Genomic DNA, 19,014 nt, shown 5'->3' on the forward strand with positions numbered 1-19,014 from the left:
ACCAACTGCTCAACCGGTATTACCCGGAGCGGCCGTGACGACACAGGGTGTCGTCACAGCTCGGCCGAAATCCCGCGAATTCACAGCTTGAACCGCTCCACGATCCGGCGCAGATCCCCCGACATCCCGGCCAGGTGAGCGGCGGCCCGGTCGGCCTCGGTGACCCCGGCCGTCGTCTGTTGCACCGAGGTCGCCACCGCGTTGATGGTGTCCGCCACCCGGGCCCCGGCGCCCGCCGCCTCGTTGACGTTGCGGCTCATCTCGTTGGTGGTGACGGTCTGTTCCTCCACCGCGGAGGCGATGGTGGTCTGGAACTCGTTGATCCGCGTGATGATCTCGCTGATCTCCGCGATCGCGGCGACCGCGCCCGCGGTGTCGGACTGGATGGCGGCCACCCGATGACCGATGTCCTCGGTCGCCCGGGCGGTCTCCTGGGACAGCTCCTTGACCTCGGAGGCCACCACCGCGAAGCCCTTGCCGAGCTCACCGGCCCGGGCCGCCTCGATGGTCGCGTTGAGGGCGAGCAGGTTGGTCTGCTCGGCGATCGCGGTGATCGCCTTGACCACGGTGTCGATCTCCGCCGACGAGTCGCCCAGCTTGGCCATCACGGCGCTGGTGTTGGCGGTCACCTCGACGGCCCGCGACGCCACGTGCACGGCCTGGGTGGCGCTCTCGCTGATCTCGCGGATCGAGGCGCCCATCTCGTCGGCGCCGGCCGCGACGGTCTGGATGTTCAGCGACATGGTGGCGGCCGAGTCGGCCACCGACGCGGCCTGCTCGGCGCCCGCGCCGGCGCTGGCGGTACTCCGCCGGCTCGTCTCGGCCAGGCTGCCGGCCTCGGCGGCGAGTGTCTCCGAGTGGGCGGTCAGGTCACCGACCGTCTCGCGCAGCGTCCCGGTCGCCCGGCGCAGCGAGTCCGCCATGTGCCCGAGTTCGTCGCGCTGGTCCACTCCCGGGTCGCCGGACAGGTCGCCCTCGGCGACCTGGTCCAGCACGGCGCCGACCCGGCGCAGCGGCTGGAGGATCAGCCGGGCCACGGCGAGCGCGACACCGATCCCCAGCAGCAGGGAGGCGCCCAGCGCCACCATCACCTGGACACGGATCGCGGACACCGTGTCGTCGAAGTCCTTGCCCTTCAGCAGGGCCGAGTCGGCGTACTCGATCTCCTCGCCGAGCAGGCCCTCGTACTTCTTGCGCAGCTCCCGGTTGCCCTTCAGGGCGAGCTCGGCGGCAGCTTCGGGGCTGTCCGCGTGGAGGGCGAACTCCTTCTCCACGGCGGTGAACCAGGCGTCGGTGCCGGCCTGGATGGCGTCCACCCGGGCGGCGGCGTCCGCGCCGGCGACCGCACGGGCGGCGGCCAGCGCGGTGTCGACCTTCTCCTTGCGCTTCAGCGCGCCGTCGCTGAACTCGGTGTCGCCGCCGGTCATGAAGAAGCCGCGCTCGTCGTTGGCGGCGGCCTTGGCGGCCAGCGCGGCCGTGTTCAGATTCACGCTGTACGGCAGGACCCGCGCGACCTCGCCGGTCCGGGTCTCCTGCAGCCTTGAGATGTCGACGAGGCTGATCACCCCGGTCGCGACGGTCCCGGCGATCGCCACCCCGGCGACCGCGAGCACCTTGGTGGAAACCTTCCGGTCCCGGCACCACTGCCCCAGCCCACGGTTACCGGCCATGTGCTCTCGTCCTCCTTCTCCTCGGGTACCGGTCCATCGGCAGACGGGAGACGGGATTGAGTGGCTACGGCACGAACCCCGACCATCGGGTGTGATCTTGCCGGGTGGGCGTTAAGGTGGTTCACGGCCCCGCCGAGAGGCGCTGCAACGGATGTCCGACTCGGGCTCCGCCACGCTCGGCGCGGGTGAAGATGACGCAAGGGCGCCTCCTGAGAGGGAGGAGCCCTCTTTTCATGAGCGACAAACTTCAATCCGTGAACGGTCTGGACTTCGCGGTCGCCGATCTCTCGCTCGCCGAGGCCGGCCGTCACCAGCTCCGGCTCGCCGAGCACGAGATGCCCGGCCTGATGTCGCTGCGCAAGGAGTTCGGCGACTCGAAGCCGCTGCGCGGCGCCCGGATCGCCGGCTCGCTGCACATGACCGTGCAGACCGCCGTGCTGATCGAGACGCTGGTCGAGCTGGGCGCGCAGGTCCGCTGGGTGTCCTGCAACATCTTCTCCACGCAGGACGAGGCGGCCGCCGCGGTCGTCGTCGGCCCGAACGGCACCGTCGACGCGCCCGCCGGCGTCCCGGTCTTCGCCTGGAAGGGCGAGACGCTGGAGGAGTACTGGTGGGCCACCATGCGCCTGTTCGACTTCGGCGACGGCGTGGGCCCGAACATGATCCTCGACGACGGCGGTGACGCCACCCTGCTGGTGCACAAGGGCGTCGAGTTCGAGGGCGCGGGCGCCGTCCCGCAGGCCACCGAGGACGACGTCCACGAGTACCGGATCATCCTGGAGACGCTGCGCGGAAGCCTGGCGGAGTCGAAGGACCGGTTCACGAAGATCGCGGCCGGGATCAAGGGCGTCACCGAGGAGACCACCACCGGTGTGGCCCGGCTCTACAAGCTGGCCAAGGAGGGCACCCTGCTCTTCCCGGCGATCAACGTCAACGACGCGGTCACCAAGAGCAAGTTCGACAACAAGTACGGCATCCGCCACTCCCTGGTCGACGGCCTCAACCGCGCGACCGACGTGATGCTCGGCGGCAAGCTGGCCGTGGTCTGCGGTTACGGCGACGTCGGCAAGGGTTCGGCGGAGACGCTGCGCGGCCAGGGCGCCCGCGTCGTCGTCACCGAGATCGACCCGATCTGCGCGCTGCAGGCCGCCATGGACGGCATGCAGGTGGTCCGGCTGGAGGACGTGGTCGGTGAGGCCGACATCTTCATCACCACGACCGGCGGCACCGACATCATCACCGTCGAGCACCTGTCGGCGATGAAGCACAACGCGATCGTCGGCAACGTCGGTCACTTCGACGACGAGATCGACATGGCCGGGCTCGCCAAGGTCCCGGGCATCGAGAAGGTCGAGATCAAGCCGCAGGTGCACGAGTGGCGCTTCCCGGACGGCCACTCGGTGATCGTCCTGTCCGAGGGCCGCCTGATGAACCTCGGCAACGCGACCGGTCACCCGAGCTTCGTGATGTCGAACTCGTTCACCAACCAGGTGATGGCCCAGATCGAGCTCTGGACCAAGCCGGAGGCGTACGAGAAGCAGGTCTACGTGCTGCCGAAGCACCTGGACGAGAAGGTGGCCCGGCTGCACCTGGACGCGCTCGGCGTCCGGCTGACCACTCTCACCAAGAAGCAGGCGGAGTACCTGGGCGTGGACGTCGAGGGCCCGTTCAAGCCGGAGCACTACCGCTACTGATCCACCGGGGGTGATCGTCGCCAGAAGCGGCGTTCACCCCCGTTTTGTCCGAAATATGCTGTGATCATGTTGATTCGTCGCATGATCACAGCATTGGCGGCCGCTGCCCTGGCCGCCCTGCCGGTCACCGCCGCGACAGCGGCCCCGGCCCGTCCCGTCAGCCCCGAGGCGGACTTCCTGATCGCCGTCCACCAGGGCAACCTGGCCCAGATCACGGCCGGCCGGCTGGCCGCCCGCAAGGGTGACGAGAAGTCCGTCCGCAAACTCGGCAAACGGTTCGCCGCCTACCACCGCAAGCTCGACGCCCAGGTGCGCGCGGCCGCCGAGGAGCTCGAGGTCAAGCTGCCCGGCGAGCCCAACTCGGAGCAGCTCACCCTCAACGAGCAGTACCGTGCCGCGTCCGGGCCGGCGTTCGACTCGCTGTTCGTGACCACCCAGATCTCGGCGTACGAGCGGGCCGCCAAACTCGCCACGATCGTGCTCCGGTCGACGAGCGACCCGACGGTCCGGAAGATCGTCGTGACGGCCGCACCGGTGATCGAGAAGAACCGTGACGCCTTGACCGCGGCCCGAAACCGGATCGCCTCGAAGCAGCCGCGACAATGATCGGATGAGTTACGAGGGGATCCTGCTTTTCGTTCTCGGTGCGGTCACCGTGATCGTCGCCGTCCGATGGGTCACCGAGAAGACCGGCCTCCCGGCGGCGGTCCTGTTGACCCTGATCGGCATCGTCTACGCCTACCTGCCGGGGCCGAACCTCGAACTCGATCCCAAACTCGTCCTGACCTTCATCCTGCCACCGCTGCTCTACAACGCGGCTCTCGATTCGTCACTGCTGGACATCCGGCGCAACATGCGTACGGTGATCAGCCTCTCGGTGGCGCTGGTGCTGGCCACCGCGCTCCTGATCGGCCTCGGCTTCTCGCTCTGGGTGGCCGGGGCCACCCTCGCGGCCGGTGTGGCGCTGGGCGCGGCCGTGGCGCCGCCGGACCCGGTGGCGGCGCTCGCCGTCGGCCGCAAGGCCGGGTTGCCCAACAAGCTGGTCACCCTGATCCAGGGTGAGGGGCTGCTCAACGACGCGACCGCGCTGACCATCCTGACCGTGGCGGTGGCCGCCTGGGACAAGGACGACTTCCGCTTCGACAACGCGGTCGGCCAGTTCGTCATCTCGGCGTCCGGCGGGGTGCTGGTCGGCGTCGCGGTGGCGTACGCGGTGCGGATGCTCAAGGCCCTGCGCTCCGACCCGCTCAACGCCAACGCGCTCTCCCTGATCACCCCGCTCGCGGCGTACCTGATCTGCGAGAACTCCTTCGTCCACCACTACGCGACGATCTCCGGCGTGCTGGCCGTCGTGGTGGCCGGCCTGATCGTCGGCCACGACACCCCGCGGTACGCGACGGGCGCCAGCCGCCTCCAGGTCAGCGCCGTCTGGCGGCTCATCGACTTCCTGCTGGAGGGCATGGTCTTCCTGCTCATCGGCCAGCAGGTGCCGAGTGTGCTGAGGGGCCTGAGCAGGTACGACACCAGCACCGTCGTCATCGCCCTGACCATCACGCTCGGCGTGGTGCTGCTGCTGCGCCCGCTCTGGCTGGTGACGACCCAGTGGCTGCCGCGCTCGCTGCACACCCGGCTGGGTGGTCAGGACGAGCCGGAGACCGACCTCGACAAGCGTGAGGCGCCGCTCACCGGCAAGGAGGTGATCGTGCTGAGCTGGGCCGGCACGCGGGGGGTCATCACGCTGGCCGCGATCTTCACCCTGCCGCCCCGGTTCCCGAACCGGGAGCTGCTGGTCTTCTGCGCGATCGCCGTGGTGCTGGTCACCCTGGTCGGGCAGGGTCTCACCTTCGCGCCGCTGGTGCGCCGGCTCGGGCTGCGCGCCAACCAGACGGACAAGGCAAAGCTGCGCAACGAGGCCCGGTCGGCAGCCGTGATCGCCGCGCTGGACCGGCTCGACGACATCCAGGAGCAGCAGCACGACAACGTCGAGGACGAGGCCATCGAGACGATGCGCAAGCAGCTCCAGGTCCGCCTGGACCGCTACCAGCGGCGACTCGACCTGCTGGAACAGGTCGAGTCGCACGAGCTGCCGCAGTCGCCGCAGTACGAGGCCGCCCTCATGGTCCGGCAGGCGGTCATCGACGCCGAACGCGAGGAGCTGCTGCGCTGGCGCGACGCGGGCCGCCTCAACGACGACAGCCTGCGGGTGCTCAACCGCGAGCTGGACCACGAGGAGCTGGTCCTGCCGAAACGCCCGTCCTAGACCGGCAGGTCGCGGCGGCGCAGCGCGACCAGGCCGGTCCCGCCCAGAGCCGCCGCGATCACGATCAGCGTCATCAGGGGTACGACCGCGAAGTCCCCACCCGGAAGGTGCGGGACATGGGTGAACGGCGAGATGTCGAGCACCCACTGGTCCAGCTCGAGCAGCGGCCCGACCAGCATCACCAGCAGGCACGCCGCCACCGCCGCCCAGGCCACCTGGGCCAGTCGCGGGACCGCGCCGACCAGCAGCATGGTCAGTCCGGCCAGCACCCAGACGGCGGGCAGCTGGGCGATCGAGGCGCTCAGCACCCGGCCCGGGTCGCCGTGCACGAGACCGGCCGTCAGTCCCTCGGCGAGCAGGGCGGCGGCCGGGCCGAGCAGGGCGAACAGCAGGTGGCCGGTGGCCCAGGCGTACCGGTTGACGTCGGTGCTGAGCACCGCCTCGGCGTGCCCGGTCTGTTCCTCCTCGCGCATCCGCAGCGCCGCCTGCACGGCGTAGCAGGACACGATCACCCCGCAGATCGCGGCGGTGGTGGAGAAGTAGTTGTCGATCACCGCGTCCGCCCCGCCGAGCCGGCTGAAGATGTCGCTGACGTTCGCCGAGTCCTCGGTGAGCGCCACCACGCTGCTGCCGACCCCGCCGAAGATCAGGCCGAGGGCGGCGAACCCGCCGGTCCAGCCGAGGAGCAGGCCGCGGTGCAGGCGCCAGGCGAGCGCGACCGGCGAGCTCAGGCCCGCGGCCGCGGCGGCCGGTCCGGGCCGTCCGGCGAGGAGCGCACCGCCCACGTCACGCTTCCTGGAGAGGTACGCCGCAGCGCCGCCCATGCCCAGCGCGACGACCAGGGTCAGCAGCGCCGGGCCCCAGGCGTCGGCCCCGAACGGGAAGATCCGGTGCACCCAGCCGACCGGGGACAGCCAGGACATCCACTCCAACCGCCCGTCGCCGAGCGCCGAGATGTCCCCGCCCATCCGCAGCACATAGGACACGCCGAGGACCAGGACCGCGATCGTACGGGCGCCGCGGGCCGTCTCGCTGATCTGCGCGGCGACCGCGGCGACACCGGCGAAGACCCAGCCGCTCAGAGTGAAGACCGCGCCCAGCGCCACCGACCCGCCGGCCGGCAGCCCTTTGCCGATCAGGGTGACCGCCACCACGACGCCCATCGCCAGGCAGGCCGCGGCGGTGCCGAGCACGGCGGCGGCGAGCTGCGCGAACCTGCCGACCACGCCGGCCCGGATCAGCTCGGTGCGCCCGGCCTCCTCGTCGGCCCGGGTGTGCCGGATCACCGTGAGCAGGGCGAACAGACCGATCATCACCGGTACGAAGCCGCCTCGCCAGACCGTCAGCTCGCCGACGCTGGTGCCCTCCAACGGACCGTAGAGGGCCACGAAACCGGCGTTGCCCGAGCTGATCCGGGCGTAGTCGAGGCGCTCCTGCACGGTGGCGAAGAGGGCGTCGAAGCCGGTGACGTAGACGTACGGCAGCAGCCCGAGCCCGAGCACCCAGAGCGGCATGGCGACACGGTCGCGGCGCAGCACCAGCCGCAGCAGGGTGAGTGTGCCGGTCATCGGACGGTCTCCTCGTCCCGCGTGTAGTGGCGCAGGAACAGTTCCTCCAGCGAGGGCGGCTGGCTGACCAGGCTGCGTACCCCGGCCGCGACCAGCGCCCGCAACGCCGGCTCCAGGGCGTCGGCGTCGACGTCGAAGGCGACCCGCCCGTCCTCGGTGGTCAGGTCGTGCACGCCGGCCAGGTCGCCCAGCCCGTTCACCGGGCCGGCCAGCTCGGCACGGATCGTGGTGCGGGTGAGGTGACGCAGGTCGGCGAGGGTGCCGGTCTCCACGGTCCGCCCGGCCCGGATGATGGTGAGCCGGTCGCAGAGCGCCTCGACCTCGGACAGGATGTGGCTGGACAGCAGCACGGTCCGGTCACCACGCCGCTTCTCCTCCAGGATCACCTCCCGGAAGGCCTCCTCCATGAGCGGGTCGAGCCCGGAGGTCGGCTCGTCCAGGAGCAGCAGTTCCACATCGGAGGCGAGTGCCGCGACCAGCGCCACCTTCTGCCGGTTGCCCTTCGAGTAGGCCCGGCCCTTCTTCCGCGGGTCCAGCTCGAACCGCTCGATCAGGCTGTCCCGCCGCTTCCGGTCGACGCCACCGCGCAGCCGCCCGAGCAGGTCGATCACCTCGCCACCGGTGAGGTTGGGCCAGAAGGTGACGTCTCCCGGCACATACGCCAGCCGGCGGTGCAGCGCGGTGGCGTCGGTCCAGGGATCGCCGTCGAGCAGCCGTGCGGAGCCGCCGTCGGCCCGCATCAGGCCGAGCAGGACGCGGATCGTGGTGGTCTTGCCCGCCCCGTTGGGCCCGAGGAATCCGTGCACCTCCCCGGTGCGGACCCGCAGGTCCAGTCCGTCCAGCGCGGCGACCGCGCCGAACCGTTTGATCAGTCCCTCAGCACCGATGGCCTCGGACATGGGCTGCTCCCATCAGGAATCACCGAGCCGATCCAGCGCCTTGAGTGCCTGGTCGGCCTGTTCTGGGGTGAGGAGCGATTGCGTGAAGATCTCCACCGAGGCCCGGATCATGCGCATGTAGCCCGGCAGTTCGCCGACGTCCTCACCGAGGACGGCGGTGAGCTGGTCACGCATCACGAAGATGCCCATCTTCATGGCGCCGAGGACGGCCGCGAAGGCGCGCGGGTCGTCCGACCGCAGTGGGGTGCCGGCCAGCCACTGCTCGCCGCGCTCGACGGCCTGGGCGAACATCGCCAGGCCACGGGGTGATCCGTCCATCAGGGACCGCACCAGATACTGCTGCAGGCCCAGGAACTCGGAGTCGATCGGGCCCAGAGTGCCGAGCTCGGTGAACTGCATCTGGATCTGGACGATCCGGCTCATCGCCCACTCGTCGCAGGCGTCGCGCAGGCCCTCTTTGGACCCGAAGTGGTGCCGCAGCAGGCCCGAGGAGACGCCGGCGGCCTGGGCGATGTCCCGGATCGAGGCTCCGGCGACACCGTGCTCGGCGAAGAGCGCGATGGCCGATTCCCGGATCCGGGCACGGGCGGTCAGGTCGCTACCACTACTCACATGTGTAGCGTACTACACGCGTGTGTAGCCGGGCAGGGTCGTCTATCCGGCGTTGACGGTCGCCTCGGTCACCGCGCTGGCGCTCAGCTCCCAGCGGGCCAGCAGGTCGGCGTAGGTACCGGAGGCGATGAGCCGGCCCAGGGCGGCGTGCAGGCAGTCGCGCAGGGCGGTGTTGTCCTTCGCCACCGCGATCCCGAACAGGCCCGTCTCGTACTGGTGATCCGAGGCCAGCTGGAAGAAGGCGCTGGTCCGCTCGTCGGTGGCCAGGAAGGAGGCCGGTGGGTAGTCCTGCAGGACCGCCGAGACCCGCCCGGTCCGCAGCTCCACCAGCGCGTCGGCGTTCGTCCCCCGGCTGTGGATGCGCATGCCCTCGGCGCCGCACTCCTTGCGTACCCGTTGGAGCATCTGTTCCTGGTAGGTGCCCTTCTCGGTGGCGACCGAGTGCCCGCACAGGTCGTCGAGCTCGGCGATCCCCTTCACGTTGCCTCGCTGCACCAGGATCGAGGTGCCGGTGGAGAAGTAGTCGACGAAGTCCGCCTTCTGCTGCCGCTCCTTGGTGTCGGTCATCGACGAGAACACCCCGTCGTACGCCCCGGCCGACACCTCGTCCAGAGCCGTGCTGAAGGCGCCCACCACCATCTCGACCTTGATGCCGAGCACCTCGCCGAGCGCCGCCGCGAGATCCGGCTCGAACCCGATGATGGTGCGCCCGTCCGCGGCGAAGTACTCCATCGGCGCATAGCTGGCGTCGGTGACGAACCTGATGAAGCCCTTGGCCCGGATCACCTCGGGCAGCCGGTCGTGCAGCTCCTGGTCCATCATCACGGTGCCGGTCACGTCGAGCGCACCGGCCTGCACGGTGCTCTCGGCCCGGGTGCAGCCTCCGGCCGCCAGCAGGAGGGCGACCCCCGTGGCGGCGATGGTCCGGCGCAGTAGCGTCATCGGGCGGCCCTTTCGGATTCGCTGGCGGTCTTCGGTAGTTCGAACTCGGCCGACACGTGCGGCCACGGCACCGGCCGTCCGATCAGATAGCCCTGTGCCTCGTCGCATCCGGCGTCGACGAGCCAGCGGTAGATCTCGGCGGTCTCGACGCCCTCGGCGGTGGCCCGGCTGCCGAGCCCGTGCGCCAGATCGATCACCGAGCGGACGATGGCCCGGCTCCGCGGGTCGTCGATGACGTCCGAGACGAAGCCCCGGTCGATCTTGATCTCGTCGACCGGAACCTCCCGCAGGTGCGAGAGGCTGGTGAAGCCGGCGCCGAAGTCGTCGACCGAGATGCCGACGCCGAGCGCCGCGATCTCGGCGATCACCCGGGCGGCGGCCTCCTCGTCGCCGGCCAGGGCGGTCTCGGTGACCTCCAGGACCAGCCGGCGGGCCGGGGTGCCGGTCTCCGCGAGCAGGCTCGCCACCAGCGCCGGGAAGCCGGGCACCTCCAGGTTGCGGGCGGACACGTTGACCGAGACGGCCCACCGCTGCCCGGCCGCGAACCAGCCCACCTGATCGGTCAGGGCCCGGCGCAGCACCCACTCGGTGAGCGGGACGATCAGCCCGGAGTGCTCGGCGGCCGGCAGGAACGCGCCCGGCGGGACCAGTCCCCGCTGCGGGTGCTGCCAGCGGACCAGCGCCTCCAGGGTGCGCACCTCGCCGTCGGCCAGGTTGACCTTGGGCTGGTAGTGCAGGACCAGCTCGTCGCGTTCCAGGGCGTGCCGCAGCTCGGCCTGGACCACGAGCCACTGCTGCGAGTGGCTGATCCCGTCGCCGGAGTAGACGACGATGTCGGCGGTGCCGCGCTTGCCCTGGTACATCGCGGTGTCCGCACGCTGCTTGAGATCCTGCAGGTGCTCGCCGTGCTCGGGGAAGAGCGCGATGCCGAAACTCGCCTCGATGCTCAGTGGCACACCGTCGAGCACCATCTCCTCGGACAGCCGGTCCCGGATCTCCTCCAGCAGCGCCACCGTCTCGGGCCCGGTCCGGCCCGGCAGGAACAGCGCGAACTCGTCACCGCCGAGCCGGGCCAGGATGTCCCCTTCGCCGAGCCGGGCCCGGAACCGGTCGGACACGATCCGCAGCAGCTCGTCGCCGGCGTGGTGGCCCAGGGTGTCGTTGACCTCCTTGAACCGGTTGAGGTCGACCAGCACCACCGCGCCCGGCCGCTCGTCCTCGAGCGACTCGGCCAGAGCGGCCTCCGCCCAAACGCGGAAGGCGACCCGGTTGGGCAGGCCGGTCAGCGCGTCGTGCAGCGCGTTGTGCCGCTGGTCGGCGGCGTACCGGCTCAGCGATCGGGTGGTCCACCAGGCGAGCAGCCCGAGCACCAGGTAGAGGACGGCGAGCCCGCCGGCGACGTTCCGGGTGGTGTGCAGCACCTGAGCCTGCAACCGGTCGGCGATCTCTTGGTACGGCAGATACACCTCGAGCACCCCGACCGACTGGCCGGTGTTGAGGAACAGCGGCTGCATCACCCGGATCGTCTGGGTTCGCCCGGTGATCACCAAGACCCGCGCCTGACCGGCCGCGGCGGCCTGGAAGTCGGGATCGGAGACCGGCACGCCGCTGCTGGTCGAACCGTCGTCGGAGAAGATCACCCGGCCGGTGAAGCCGCGCAGCCGCAGGCGCTGGATCGCGCCGTCGTACAGGGCCAGCTGGGTGGCGTCGCGCATCCGCTCGAACTGCGCGCCGGTCAGCCCTCGCCGGCTGAGATCGGCGCCGCCCAGGGGCGGCCAGTCACCGCTGTTCAGCGCGGGCGCGATGGCCGTCTGCGCGATGACCTCGGCTTGCGCCAGCCCCTGCGCCCGGCCCTGCTCGGCCGCGTCGTGCCGGTAGTCGTGCAGCACCAGCGCGCCGAGCGCCACCACGGGCACGAGACTGGCCGCCGCGTAGGTCGCGAACAGCCGGGTGCTGCTGCGCGCTCGCGGAGGACGGCGACGGACCCGGCGGAACAACATGTGCCCCTGATCGGCCCGGGCCCGTCAGGGTTGAGGAATCGGCGGAGGCGCCGCCGCCCCCGTCATGATCGCCACGGCGTCGGACATCGAATGGGACGACGGGGTGATGATCGCGATCCGGCGGCCCAGGCGCTGGACGTGGATCCGGTCCGCGACCTCGAAGACGTGCGGCATGTTGTGGCTGATCAGGATGACCGGCAGGCCCCGGTCGCGGACGTCGCGGATCAGCTGGAGGACCCGGTTGCCCTCCTTCACGCCGAGCGCAGCGGTCGGCTCGTCGAGAATCACCACCTTGCTGCCGAACGCCGCGGACCGGGCGACCGCGACGGCCTGGCGCTGGCCGCCGGAGAGCGACTCCACGGCCTGCCCGATGTTCTGGAGCGTGGCCACGCCGAGCTCACTCATGTGCCGGCCCGCCTCGGCACGCATCCCCTTGCGGTCCAGCATCCGGAAGACCGAGCCGAGCACCCCGGCACGGCGCTGCTCCCGGCCGAGGAACAGGTTGTCGGCGATGTCCAGGCCGGGCGCGACGGCCAGGGTCTGGTAGACGGTCTCGATGCCGGCCGACCGGGCGTCCATCGGATTACGGAAGTGCACCGGCCGCCCGTCCAGCAGGATCTCGCCGCTGTCCGGGATCAGCGCGCCGGACAGCGCCTTGATCAGGCTGGACTTGCCGGCGCCGTTGTCGCCGATCACGGCCAGGATCTCGCCGGGCAGCAACTCCAGGTCGCTGCCGTCGATGGCGACGACCCGCCCGTACCGTTTGGTGAGGCCTTTCGCCTGTAGGACCGGAGTGACCGCCATCAGCCCTTCACCTTCCTGATCCACTGGTCGAGCGAGACCGCGATCAGCACCAGCAGGCCGATCGCGAAGCCCTGCCAGACCACCTCGACACCGGCGAGTTGCAGGCCGTTGCGGAAGACACCGACGATCAGCGCCCCGATCAGCGTGCCGATCACCCCGCCGCGACCGCCGAAGAGGCTGGTGCCGCCGAGCACGACCGCGGTGATCGAGTCGAGGTTGTACTCGGTGCCGACGTTGGGGCTGGCCGAGGCGAGCCGTCCGATGAGGATCCACCCGGCCACCGCGTAGAGCAGCCCGGCCGTGGTGTAGACCGAGAACAGCACCCGCCCGGTACGGATGCCGGCCAGCCGTGCCGCCTCGATGTCGTCGCCGGTGGCGTAGACGTGCTTGCCCCAGGCGGTCCAGCTCAGCGCGTACGCGAAGAAGCCGAACAGAAGCAACATGATGATCGACCCGTAGCTGAGCTGGAAGTCGCCGATCGGGATGGCCTCGCCGGTCCAGGTCATCAGTCCCGGCATGTCGGCGCCGCGGACCGTCTCGCTGTCGCTGACCACCGAGTTGAGCGAGAAGAAGATGGTGAGCGTGCCGAGCGTGACGATGAACGGGGGCAGCTTGATCCGGGTGACGAGCAGGCCGTTGAGCGCGCCCATGGCCGTGCCGCAGGCGAATCCGAGCAGCAGGGCGAGCGGCGCGGGTATCCCGGCGTCGGTGGCGAAGAGTGCCATCAGGATCGAGGAGAAGACCGCGATGGCGCCGGCCGACAGGTCGATGCCGGCGGTCAGGATGATCAGGGTCTGCCCGAGCGCCAACGTCGCGATGACGGTGACCTGCAGCAGCACGAGCGACAGGTTGGCCGCGGAGAAGAAGCGGGCGTTGACGATCGAGAAGGCGACGACCGCCACGATCAGCACGGCGAGCGGCCCGAGCACCGGGTTGCCGTGCAGCAGATGTTGCAGGCGCAGACCGAACGACTCGTGCCGGCGCACCTCGAAGTCGGTGTTGGCGACGGCCATGGTCAGCCCCAGCAGTTCTGCTTGCCCCACGTGGAGTCCTTCGCCTCCACGCCGGCCTGCGGTTCGTCGGTGATCAGCTCTACGCCGGTGTCCACGAAGTTCTTGCCGGCGGTGTTCTCCGGCCGGGTGCCGTTCTTGGCGTACTCGGCGATCGCCGCGACGCCGAGTTCGGCCATCTTGATCGGGAACTGCATCGAGGTGGCGCCGATGACGCCGGCGGCCACGTTGTCGACGCCGGGACAGCCGCCGTCGACCGAGACGATCGTGACGTCCTGTTCCCGGCCGGCCGCTTTGAGCGCCTGGTAGGCGCCGGCCGCCGCCGGTTCGTTGATCGTGTAGACCAGGTTGATCGACGGGTCCTTCTGCAACAGGTTCTCCATCGCGGTACGCCCACCCTCCTCGTTCCCGTCGGTGACGTCGTGCCCGGCGATCCGCGGATCGTTCTCGTCCCCGATCCGCGCCGGATCCCCGTTGGGGATGCCGAACCCCTCCAGAAACCCTTGATCCCGCTGTACGTCGACGGAGACCTGGTTGGCGTTGAGGTCGAGCATCGCGATCCGGGCCTGCTTGCCTTCCTTCTCGAACTTCGCCTTCGCCCACTGCCCGATCAGCCGCCCGGCCTGGTAGTTGTCGGTGGCGAAGGTGGCGTCCGCGGCGTCCGGTGGCTCGACCGGCGTGTCCAGCGCGATCACCAGCATCCCGGCCTCGTGCGCCCGGTCGATGGCGGGCACGATCGCCTTGGAGTCGTTCGGAGTGATCAGGAATCCCTCGGCGCCGAACGAGATCAGATTCTCGATCGCCAGCACCTGGGCCTCGTTGTCGCCGTCCACCTTCCCGGCGAAGGTCTGCAACTCGACGCCGGCCGTCTCGGCGGCCTGCTGGGCGCCCTGTTTCATCGTCACGAAGAACGGGTTGGTGTCGGTCTTGGTGATCAGGCCGACGACCGGCTCACCGGTGCCCCGGTTGCAGGCGGCGCCGGCCAGGACCAGCAGCACGCAGCCCGTTGCGGCGACGAACCCGCGCATGTCCCCTCCCGGCGGCATCGACGGATATCGAGGAACGACGTTGCCCTTGGAGTAGACGCCCACCCCTGCCGAGTGTCAACTGGCCGCCGACGCGCTGTTCGAGCGCGTCGACGGCCACCACTACGAACCGCCGTCCTGAATCCCTACGGGAAGTCGACGACGTACGACGGCACGGTCGCCGTCCCCTGAGCCGGTCCGCCGGTGGTGTTGACGACGTGGTCGATGACCCCGTTGCCACCCAGCGAGACGGTCAGCAGGTTGTGCAGCTTCACGCCGGACTTGACCGGAACCTCGAACCCGCGGTCCGCGTGGATCGACGGGTTCACGTTGAAGTAGCAGTAGCTGCCCATGCCCCACGCCTCGTGCGTGCTCACCGAGTCGGCCACCTTGTACGCGGCGTACCCGTTGGCGCCGGTCCGCCAGGCCGCCTGCGTCGGCGGGTCGTACGGCATCTCGTTCTGGAGGAAGTAGGTCCGGCCACCGTTGCCGTTCCAGATCACCTCGTACTTCTGGTAATGCTCGACGAAGAGCCCGTACCCGATGACGTCCTGACCGTTGACGATCAGGCCGCTGTCGCCGGTGGCGACGTCCCAGCCGTACGTGCCCGGGTTGCCGTGGTCGGCCCGCCACGCCCAGATGTGGTCGACGATCACGTTGTTGCTGTTCACCAGCAGGCTGTTGGTGGCCTTGCCGGCGATGTAGCCACCGATCCGGAAGAACACGTCCTGCACCGTCGACGGGTTGGCGGAGTGGTTGGCCGACGACCCGTTCGGGCCCATCACCAGCAGGTTCGCCGAGTTGGTGGTGCCCGCGTCGAACAGGATGCCGGCGATCTTCACACCGTCCACATCGGCGACCTGCATCGGGGTCACGCCGTTCACCGGGATGATGGTGGCGTAGCCGAGGCCGAGCACGACGGTGTTCGCCCGGGTCACGTTGATGGTCTGGTCGATCTGGTAGATGCCCGGCTGGAAGATCAGGTTCAGGCCCTGCGCGAGCGCCTGGTTGATCCGCGCCGCGGTGTCGCCCGGCTTGGCCACGTAGAACTGGCCGATCGGGATGCCGGCGCCCGGCGTGTTGCCGTTCGCCCAGCTCACTCCGGTCGAGTTGGTCCGCATGCCGGGCACGAAGACCGCGTAGTCACCACCGGTCTGGTACAGGTAGGGCTTCTCCCGGATCACCGGGGTGGCCGCGATGGTGGTGTACGGCGGGTTCGGGTAGCCGGCCCCGGACGGAGCGCCCTGCACACCGACGAACATCTGGTTCCAGACCGCGTTGGTGTTCGAGGCGATCTGGCTGTTCCGGGTGAACCACTGCTGCTGCGAGTACTGACCCTCGGCGCCGCTGATCCGCGAGTCGGCGATGTAGCCACCGGACGCCCAGCCGTACCCGTTGGGGGCCAGGTTGAGGTCGCCGTGGACGTCCATCCGCCGGAACGGCGCGGCCTGCGAGACGGCCCAGCGGTTGGCCCCGTTCACCGGGTAGACCGACAGATTCTCGGTGGACCGCCAGAAGTTCTGGGTGGCGTTGCCCTGGAACCAGCCGGCGTCCACGGTGATGTCGCCGTTGATCCGGACGTCCTGCGGGTTCTGGCCGAGGCCGACCACCGAGGTGTAGAAGCCGACCTGGATGTTCAGGTTGTTGTAGGTGCCCGGCTTGAACGCCAGCACGTACCGGCCGGTGCCGAACTGGGCCGACTCCTGCTGGCGGAAGATCTCGTCGGCACGGGCCTGGATGGTGGCCGACGACATCGACGGGTCGAAGACGACCACGTTGGCGCCGAGGCTGCCGCCACCCGGGATCGTGGGGCCGCCGGACTCACCGAAGACCTTGAACTCCCACAGCGAGTAGCCGTAGGTGGTGGTCCGCTGTGTGCCGTACATCCGCACGTACCGGCCGGCGCCGGTGACCGCCAGCGACTGGTTGCCGCCGGCCGAGGTGGTCGTCGAATACACCGTGGTCCAGCTGGACGCGTTGTCGGAGACCTGGATCTGGTACGCCTTGGCCGCCGCGGTCTCCCAGTTCAGTTCCACCCGGGAAATCGTCTGGGAGCTGCCCAGGTCGACCTGGAGCCATTGGGGATCGGCGAAGGTGGACGACCACCGGGTGCCGGTGTTGCCGTCGACGGCCTCGCCGGCGAGGTAGGCGCCGGGCGCTTCGGTGGACGAGGCGGTGGCGGGCTTTCCTTGTGAGAGCAGGACCTCGGCGGCGGCGGCGCCGCTGCCGGTGATCGCGGTGAGCCCGGCGACCAGCACGGCCACCAGGCCACCGGCGGCGCCGCGACGCCAGGGGGAGCGTCTGGGAACGGACATGGCATCTCCTAGGACGGAGGAGGACGGATCATGGGAGAGCGCTCACCCGGCTCCTGACGCTAAGAGCTGACCGGTTCACAATCCAGACTTACGCACGGTTCCGGAACCGACCGGGTTTGCCCAGCTCAACGCTCATTAGCGCTGGCCGGAGCGATCCGGGACCGTCAATAACAGAGATTCCGGAACCGGTTCCGCTAACGTTCGTCACAACTCACATCCCGGTCTTTCTTCCCAAAAACGACGGAGCCCTCCACCCGGCAGGGTGAAGGGCTCCGCAGCGCGGAAGATCAGCCGAGGTCGACCGACGGGTACAGCGGGAACGGAGCCAGCAGCTCGGACGCCTGCTTGCTGATCCGGTCCGCGACCGACGGGTCCAGGGTGAACTTCGCCTTGGAACCCTCGGCCGGGCTGGTCGCCGAAAGGACCGTGTGAATCAGCTCGGCGATCTGGTCCATCTCGCCGGCGCCCAGGCCGCGGCTGGTGAGCGCCGGGGTGCCGATCCGGATGCCGGAGGTGTACCAGGCGCCGTTCGGGTCCTGCGGGATCGCGTTGCGGTTGGTCACGATGCCGCTGTCCAGCAGAGCCTGCTCCGCCTGACGGCCGGTGATGCCGAACGGGTGCACGTCGATCAGCACCAGGTGGTTGTCGGTGCCGCCGGAGACCAGCCGCACGCCCCGCTTCACCAGGCCCTCGGCGAGCGCCTGACTGTTCGTGACGATCTGCTGCGCGTAGGTGGCGAACTCCGGCCGCCGGGCCTCCGCGAACGCGATCGCCTTCGCCGCCATCACATGCGGCAGCGGGCCACCCAGCACCATCGGGCAACCGCGATCCACCTGCGCGGACAGCTCCGGCTGGCAGAACACCGCACCACCACGCGGGCCACGCAGGCTCTTGTGCGTGGTGGTGGTGACGATGTGCGCGTGCGGAATCGGGTTGAAGTCGCCGGTGAACACGCCACCCGCCACCAGACCGGCGAAGTGCGCCATGTCGACCATGAAGGTGGCACCCACCTCGTCGGCGATCTCACGCAACGTCGCGAAGTTCACCTTCCGGGGGTACGCCGAGTAGCCACCCACGATCACGGCCGGCTTGAACTCGCGCGCCGACTCGCGCAGCGCCGCATAGTCGATCTGGCCGGTCGCCAGGTCCACGCCATAGCTGCGCTGGTCGAACATCTTGCCGGAGATGTTCGGCCGGAACCCGTGGGTGAGGTGGCCGCCGGCGTCCAGCGACATGCCGAGCAGCCGCTGGTTACCGAACGCCTGCCGCAGCTCGGCCCACTCGGCGTCGGTCAGGTCGTTGATCTGCCGCTTCTCGAACTTCTTCAGATACGGCACCTCGACCCGGTCGGCCAGGATCGCCCAGTAGGCCACCAGGTTGGCGTCGATGCCGGAATGCGGCTGCACATACGCATACGGCGCGTCGAACAGAGCCTTGGCGTGCTCGACGGCGATCGACTCGACAGCGTCGACATTCTGGCAGCCGGCGTAGAAGCGGCGGCCGATGGTGCCCTCCGCGTACTTGTCGGAGAGCCAGTTGCCCATGGCGAGCAGGACAGCCGGGGATGCGTAGTTCTCACTCGCGATCAGCTTCAGCGACTCACGCTGGTCGGTCAGCTCCTGCGCGATCGCGTCGGCGATGCGCGGCTCCACGGACCGGACCACCTCGAGAGCAGCGCGGAAGGCGGTGGATTCGGCATTCAACTCAGGCATGGGACCTCCCTATCACGAAGCGAAGAGGCCCAGGCGCACGGCAAGTCGTCATCTCGACGAGGCCGCTCCCCGATGGTCAACCATCCGAACGCGCCAGTCACGGCCTGCCCGCCAGCATACCGGCGCCGGTTTCCGCCCACACACCCATCGCCGGTCACCCACGCCACTCTGCCGCGGCCTTCAACCCTTCTCCGGTACGCCGTCCGTGTGCCGCCGCTGCCGCCGAATCTCTTGATCGCCCCCGTGACGACAAGCGACCAACGGCAGCGGCCGCTCTTCGACTGCTGTCACAGAGTCCGATGCCGGCCGGCGCGATTCGGTTCGTCGATTAAGATCACGAAGACATAACGGTGCCGGATCGGGGCTCTCCGGGGTTCGGTTCCGGACTGTTTTCGGGCTGTTTTCGGACAAAAAGAAAGGCCCACCCCGTGTGGGGTGGGCCTTTCTATCACGTTGAGTCCGGCGGCGTCCTACTCTCCCACACCCTCCCGAGTGCAGTACCA

Annotated in this window: 14 protein-coding genes and 1 riboswitch; of the genes, 3 read left to right on the top strand and 11 right to left on the bottom strand. The window is 69.6% G+C overall.

The window, feature by feature from the left end; genetic code table 11:
• Positions 1 to 80 precede the first annotated feature (80 nt).
• Positions 81 to 1,670, bottom strand: a complete 1,590-nt coding sequence (locus tag AB0I88_RS06860; RefSeq protein WP_361019383.1) for a methyl-accepting chemotaxis protein — start codon at positions 1,668 to 1,670, stop codon at positions 81 to 83.
• A gap of 233 nt (positions 1,671 to 1,903) precedes the next feature.
• Between AB0I88_RS06860 and ahcY the strand changes: the two genes are divergently transcribed.
• The 3 genes from ahcY (at position 1,904) to AB0I88_RS06875 (ending at position 5,624) form a co-directional block, all read left to right on the top strand.
• A complete protein-coding gene (ahcY, locus tag AB0I88_RS06865) occupies positions 1,904 to 3,364 on the top strand; it encodes an adenosylhomocysteinase (protein WP_361019387.1) in 1,461 nt (486 codons plus the stop codon).
• Between the two features lie 66 nt (positions 3,365 to 3,430).
• The gene (locus AB0I88_RS06870) at positions 3,431 to 3,970 is read left to right on the top strand and encodes a DUF4142 domain-containing protein (protein ID WP_361019390.1); all 540 of its coding nucleotides are present in this window, start codon (positions 3,431 to 3,433) and stop codon (positions 3,968 to 3,970) included.
• A 4-nt stretch (positions 3,971 to 3,974) separates the two neighbouring features.
• Positions 3,975 to 5,624, top strand: coding sequence for a Na+/H+ antiporter (locus AB0I88_RS06875; protein WP_361019393.1), 1,650 nt, complete (start codon positions 3,975 to 3,977; stop codon positions 5,622 to 5,624).
• On the opposite strand, the gene AB0I88_RS06880 is transcribed toward AB0I88_RS06875, so the two are convergent.
• The 10 genes from AB0I88_RS06880 to AB0I88_RS06925 all read right to left on the bottom strand — a co-directional run bounded on the left by AB0I88_RS06880 (position 5,621) and on the right by AB0I88_RS06925 (position 18,511).
• Positions 5,621 to 7,192, bottom strand: coding sequence for an ABC transporter permease (locus AB0I88_RS06880; RefSeq protein ID WP_361019396.1), 1,572 nt, complete (start codon positions 7,190 to 7,192; stop codon positions 5,621 to 5,623). The two genes, AB0I88_RS06875 and AB0I88_RS06880, sit on opposite strands and share 4 nt — an antisense overlap.
• Entirely contained in the window at positions 7,189 to 8,091 is a 903-nt protein-coding gene (locus AB0I88_RS06885; RefSeq protein ID WP_361019399.1) for an ABC transporter ATP-binding protein, read from the bottom strand. The genes AB0I88_RS06880 and AB0I88_RS06885 overlap by 4 nt, the downstream gene beginning before the upstream one ends.
• Positions 8,092 to 8,103: 12 nt before the next feature.
• Positions 8,104 to 8,703 carry a TetR family transcriptional regulator gene (locus AB0I88_RS06890; RefSeq protein WP_361019402.1) on the bottom strand — a complete coding sequence of 200 codons (600 nt, stop codon included), beginning with the start codon at positions 8,701 to 8,703 and terminating at the stop codon, positions 8,104 to 8,106.
• Between the two features lie 42 nt (positions 8,704 to 8,745).
• Positions 8,746 to 9,645: an ABC transporter substrate-binding protein gene (locus AB0I88_RS06895; protein ID WP_361019406.1), complete on the bottom strand. Its 900-nt coding sequence runs from the start codon at positions 9,643 to 9,645 to the stop codon at positions 8,746 to 8,748.
• Positions 9,642 to 11,645, bottom strand: coding sequence for an EAL domain-containing protein (locus tag AB0I88_RS06900; protein WP_361019409.1), 2,004 nt, complete (start codon positions 11,643 to 11,645; stop codon positions 9,642 to 9,644). Before AB0I88_RS06900 ends, AB0I88_RS06895 begins: the two co-directional genes overlap by 4 nt.
• Before the next feature lie 24 nt (positions 11,646 to 11,669).
• Positions 11,670 to 12,449, bottom strand: coding sequence for an ATP-binding cassette domain-containing protein (locus tag AB0I88_RS06905; RefSeq protein WP_361019412.1), 780 nt, complete (start codon positions 12,447 to 12,449; stop codon positions 11,670 to 11,672).
• Entirely contained in the window at positions 12,449 to 13,492 is a 1,044-nt protein-coding gene (locus tag AB0I88_RS06910; RefSeq protein ID WP_361019415.1) for an ABC transporter permease, read from the bottom strand. Before AB0I88_RS06910 ends, AB0I88_RS06905 begins: the two co-directional genes overlap by 1 nt.
• Positions 13,465 to 14,487 carry a sugar ABC transporter substrate-binding protein gene (locus tag AB0I88_RS06915; protein ID WP_361019418.1) on the bottom strand — a complete coding sequence of 341 codons (1,023 nt, stop codon included), beginning with the start codon at positions 14,485 to 14,487 and terminating at the stop codon, positions 13,465 to 13,467. The genes AB0I88_RS06910 and AB0I88_RS06915 overlap by 28 nt, the downstream gene beginning before the upstream one ends.
• Before the next feature lie 143 nt (positions 14,488 to 14,630).
• Positions 14,631 to 16,799: a discoidin domain-containing protein gene (locus AB0I88_RS06920; RefSeq protein WP_361019421.1), complete on the bottom strand. Its 2,169-nt coding sequence runs from the start codon at positions 16,797 to 16,799 to the stop codon at positions 14,631 to 14,633.
• A 287-nt stretch (positions 16,800 to 17,086) separates the two neighbouring features.
• A complete protein-coding gene (locus tag AB0I88_RS06925; protein ID WP_361019424.1) occupies positions 17,087 to 18,511 on the bottom strand; it encodes a glycine hydroxymethyltransferase in 1,425 nt (474 codons plus the stop codon).
• 20 nt (positions 18,512 to 18,531) lie between these two features.
• Positions 18,532 to 18,622: riboswitch (ZMP/ZTP riboswitch) on the bottom strand.
• Positions 18,623 to 19,014 lie beyond the last annotated feature (392 nt).

It is taken from the genome of Actinoplanes sp. NPDC049802 (assembly GCF_040656595.1).
In the GTDB taxonomy this organism is placed as follows: Bacteria; Actinomycetota; Actinomycetes; order Mycobacteriales; family Micromonosporaceae; genus Actinoplanes.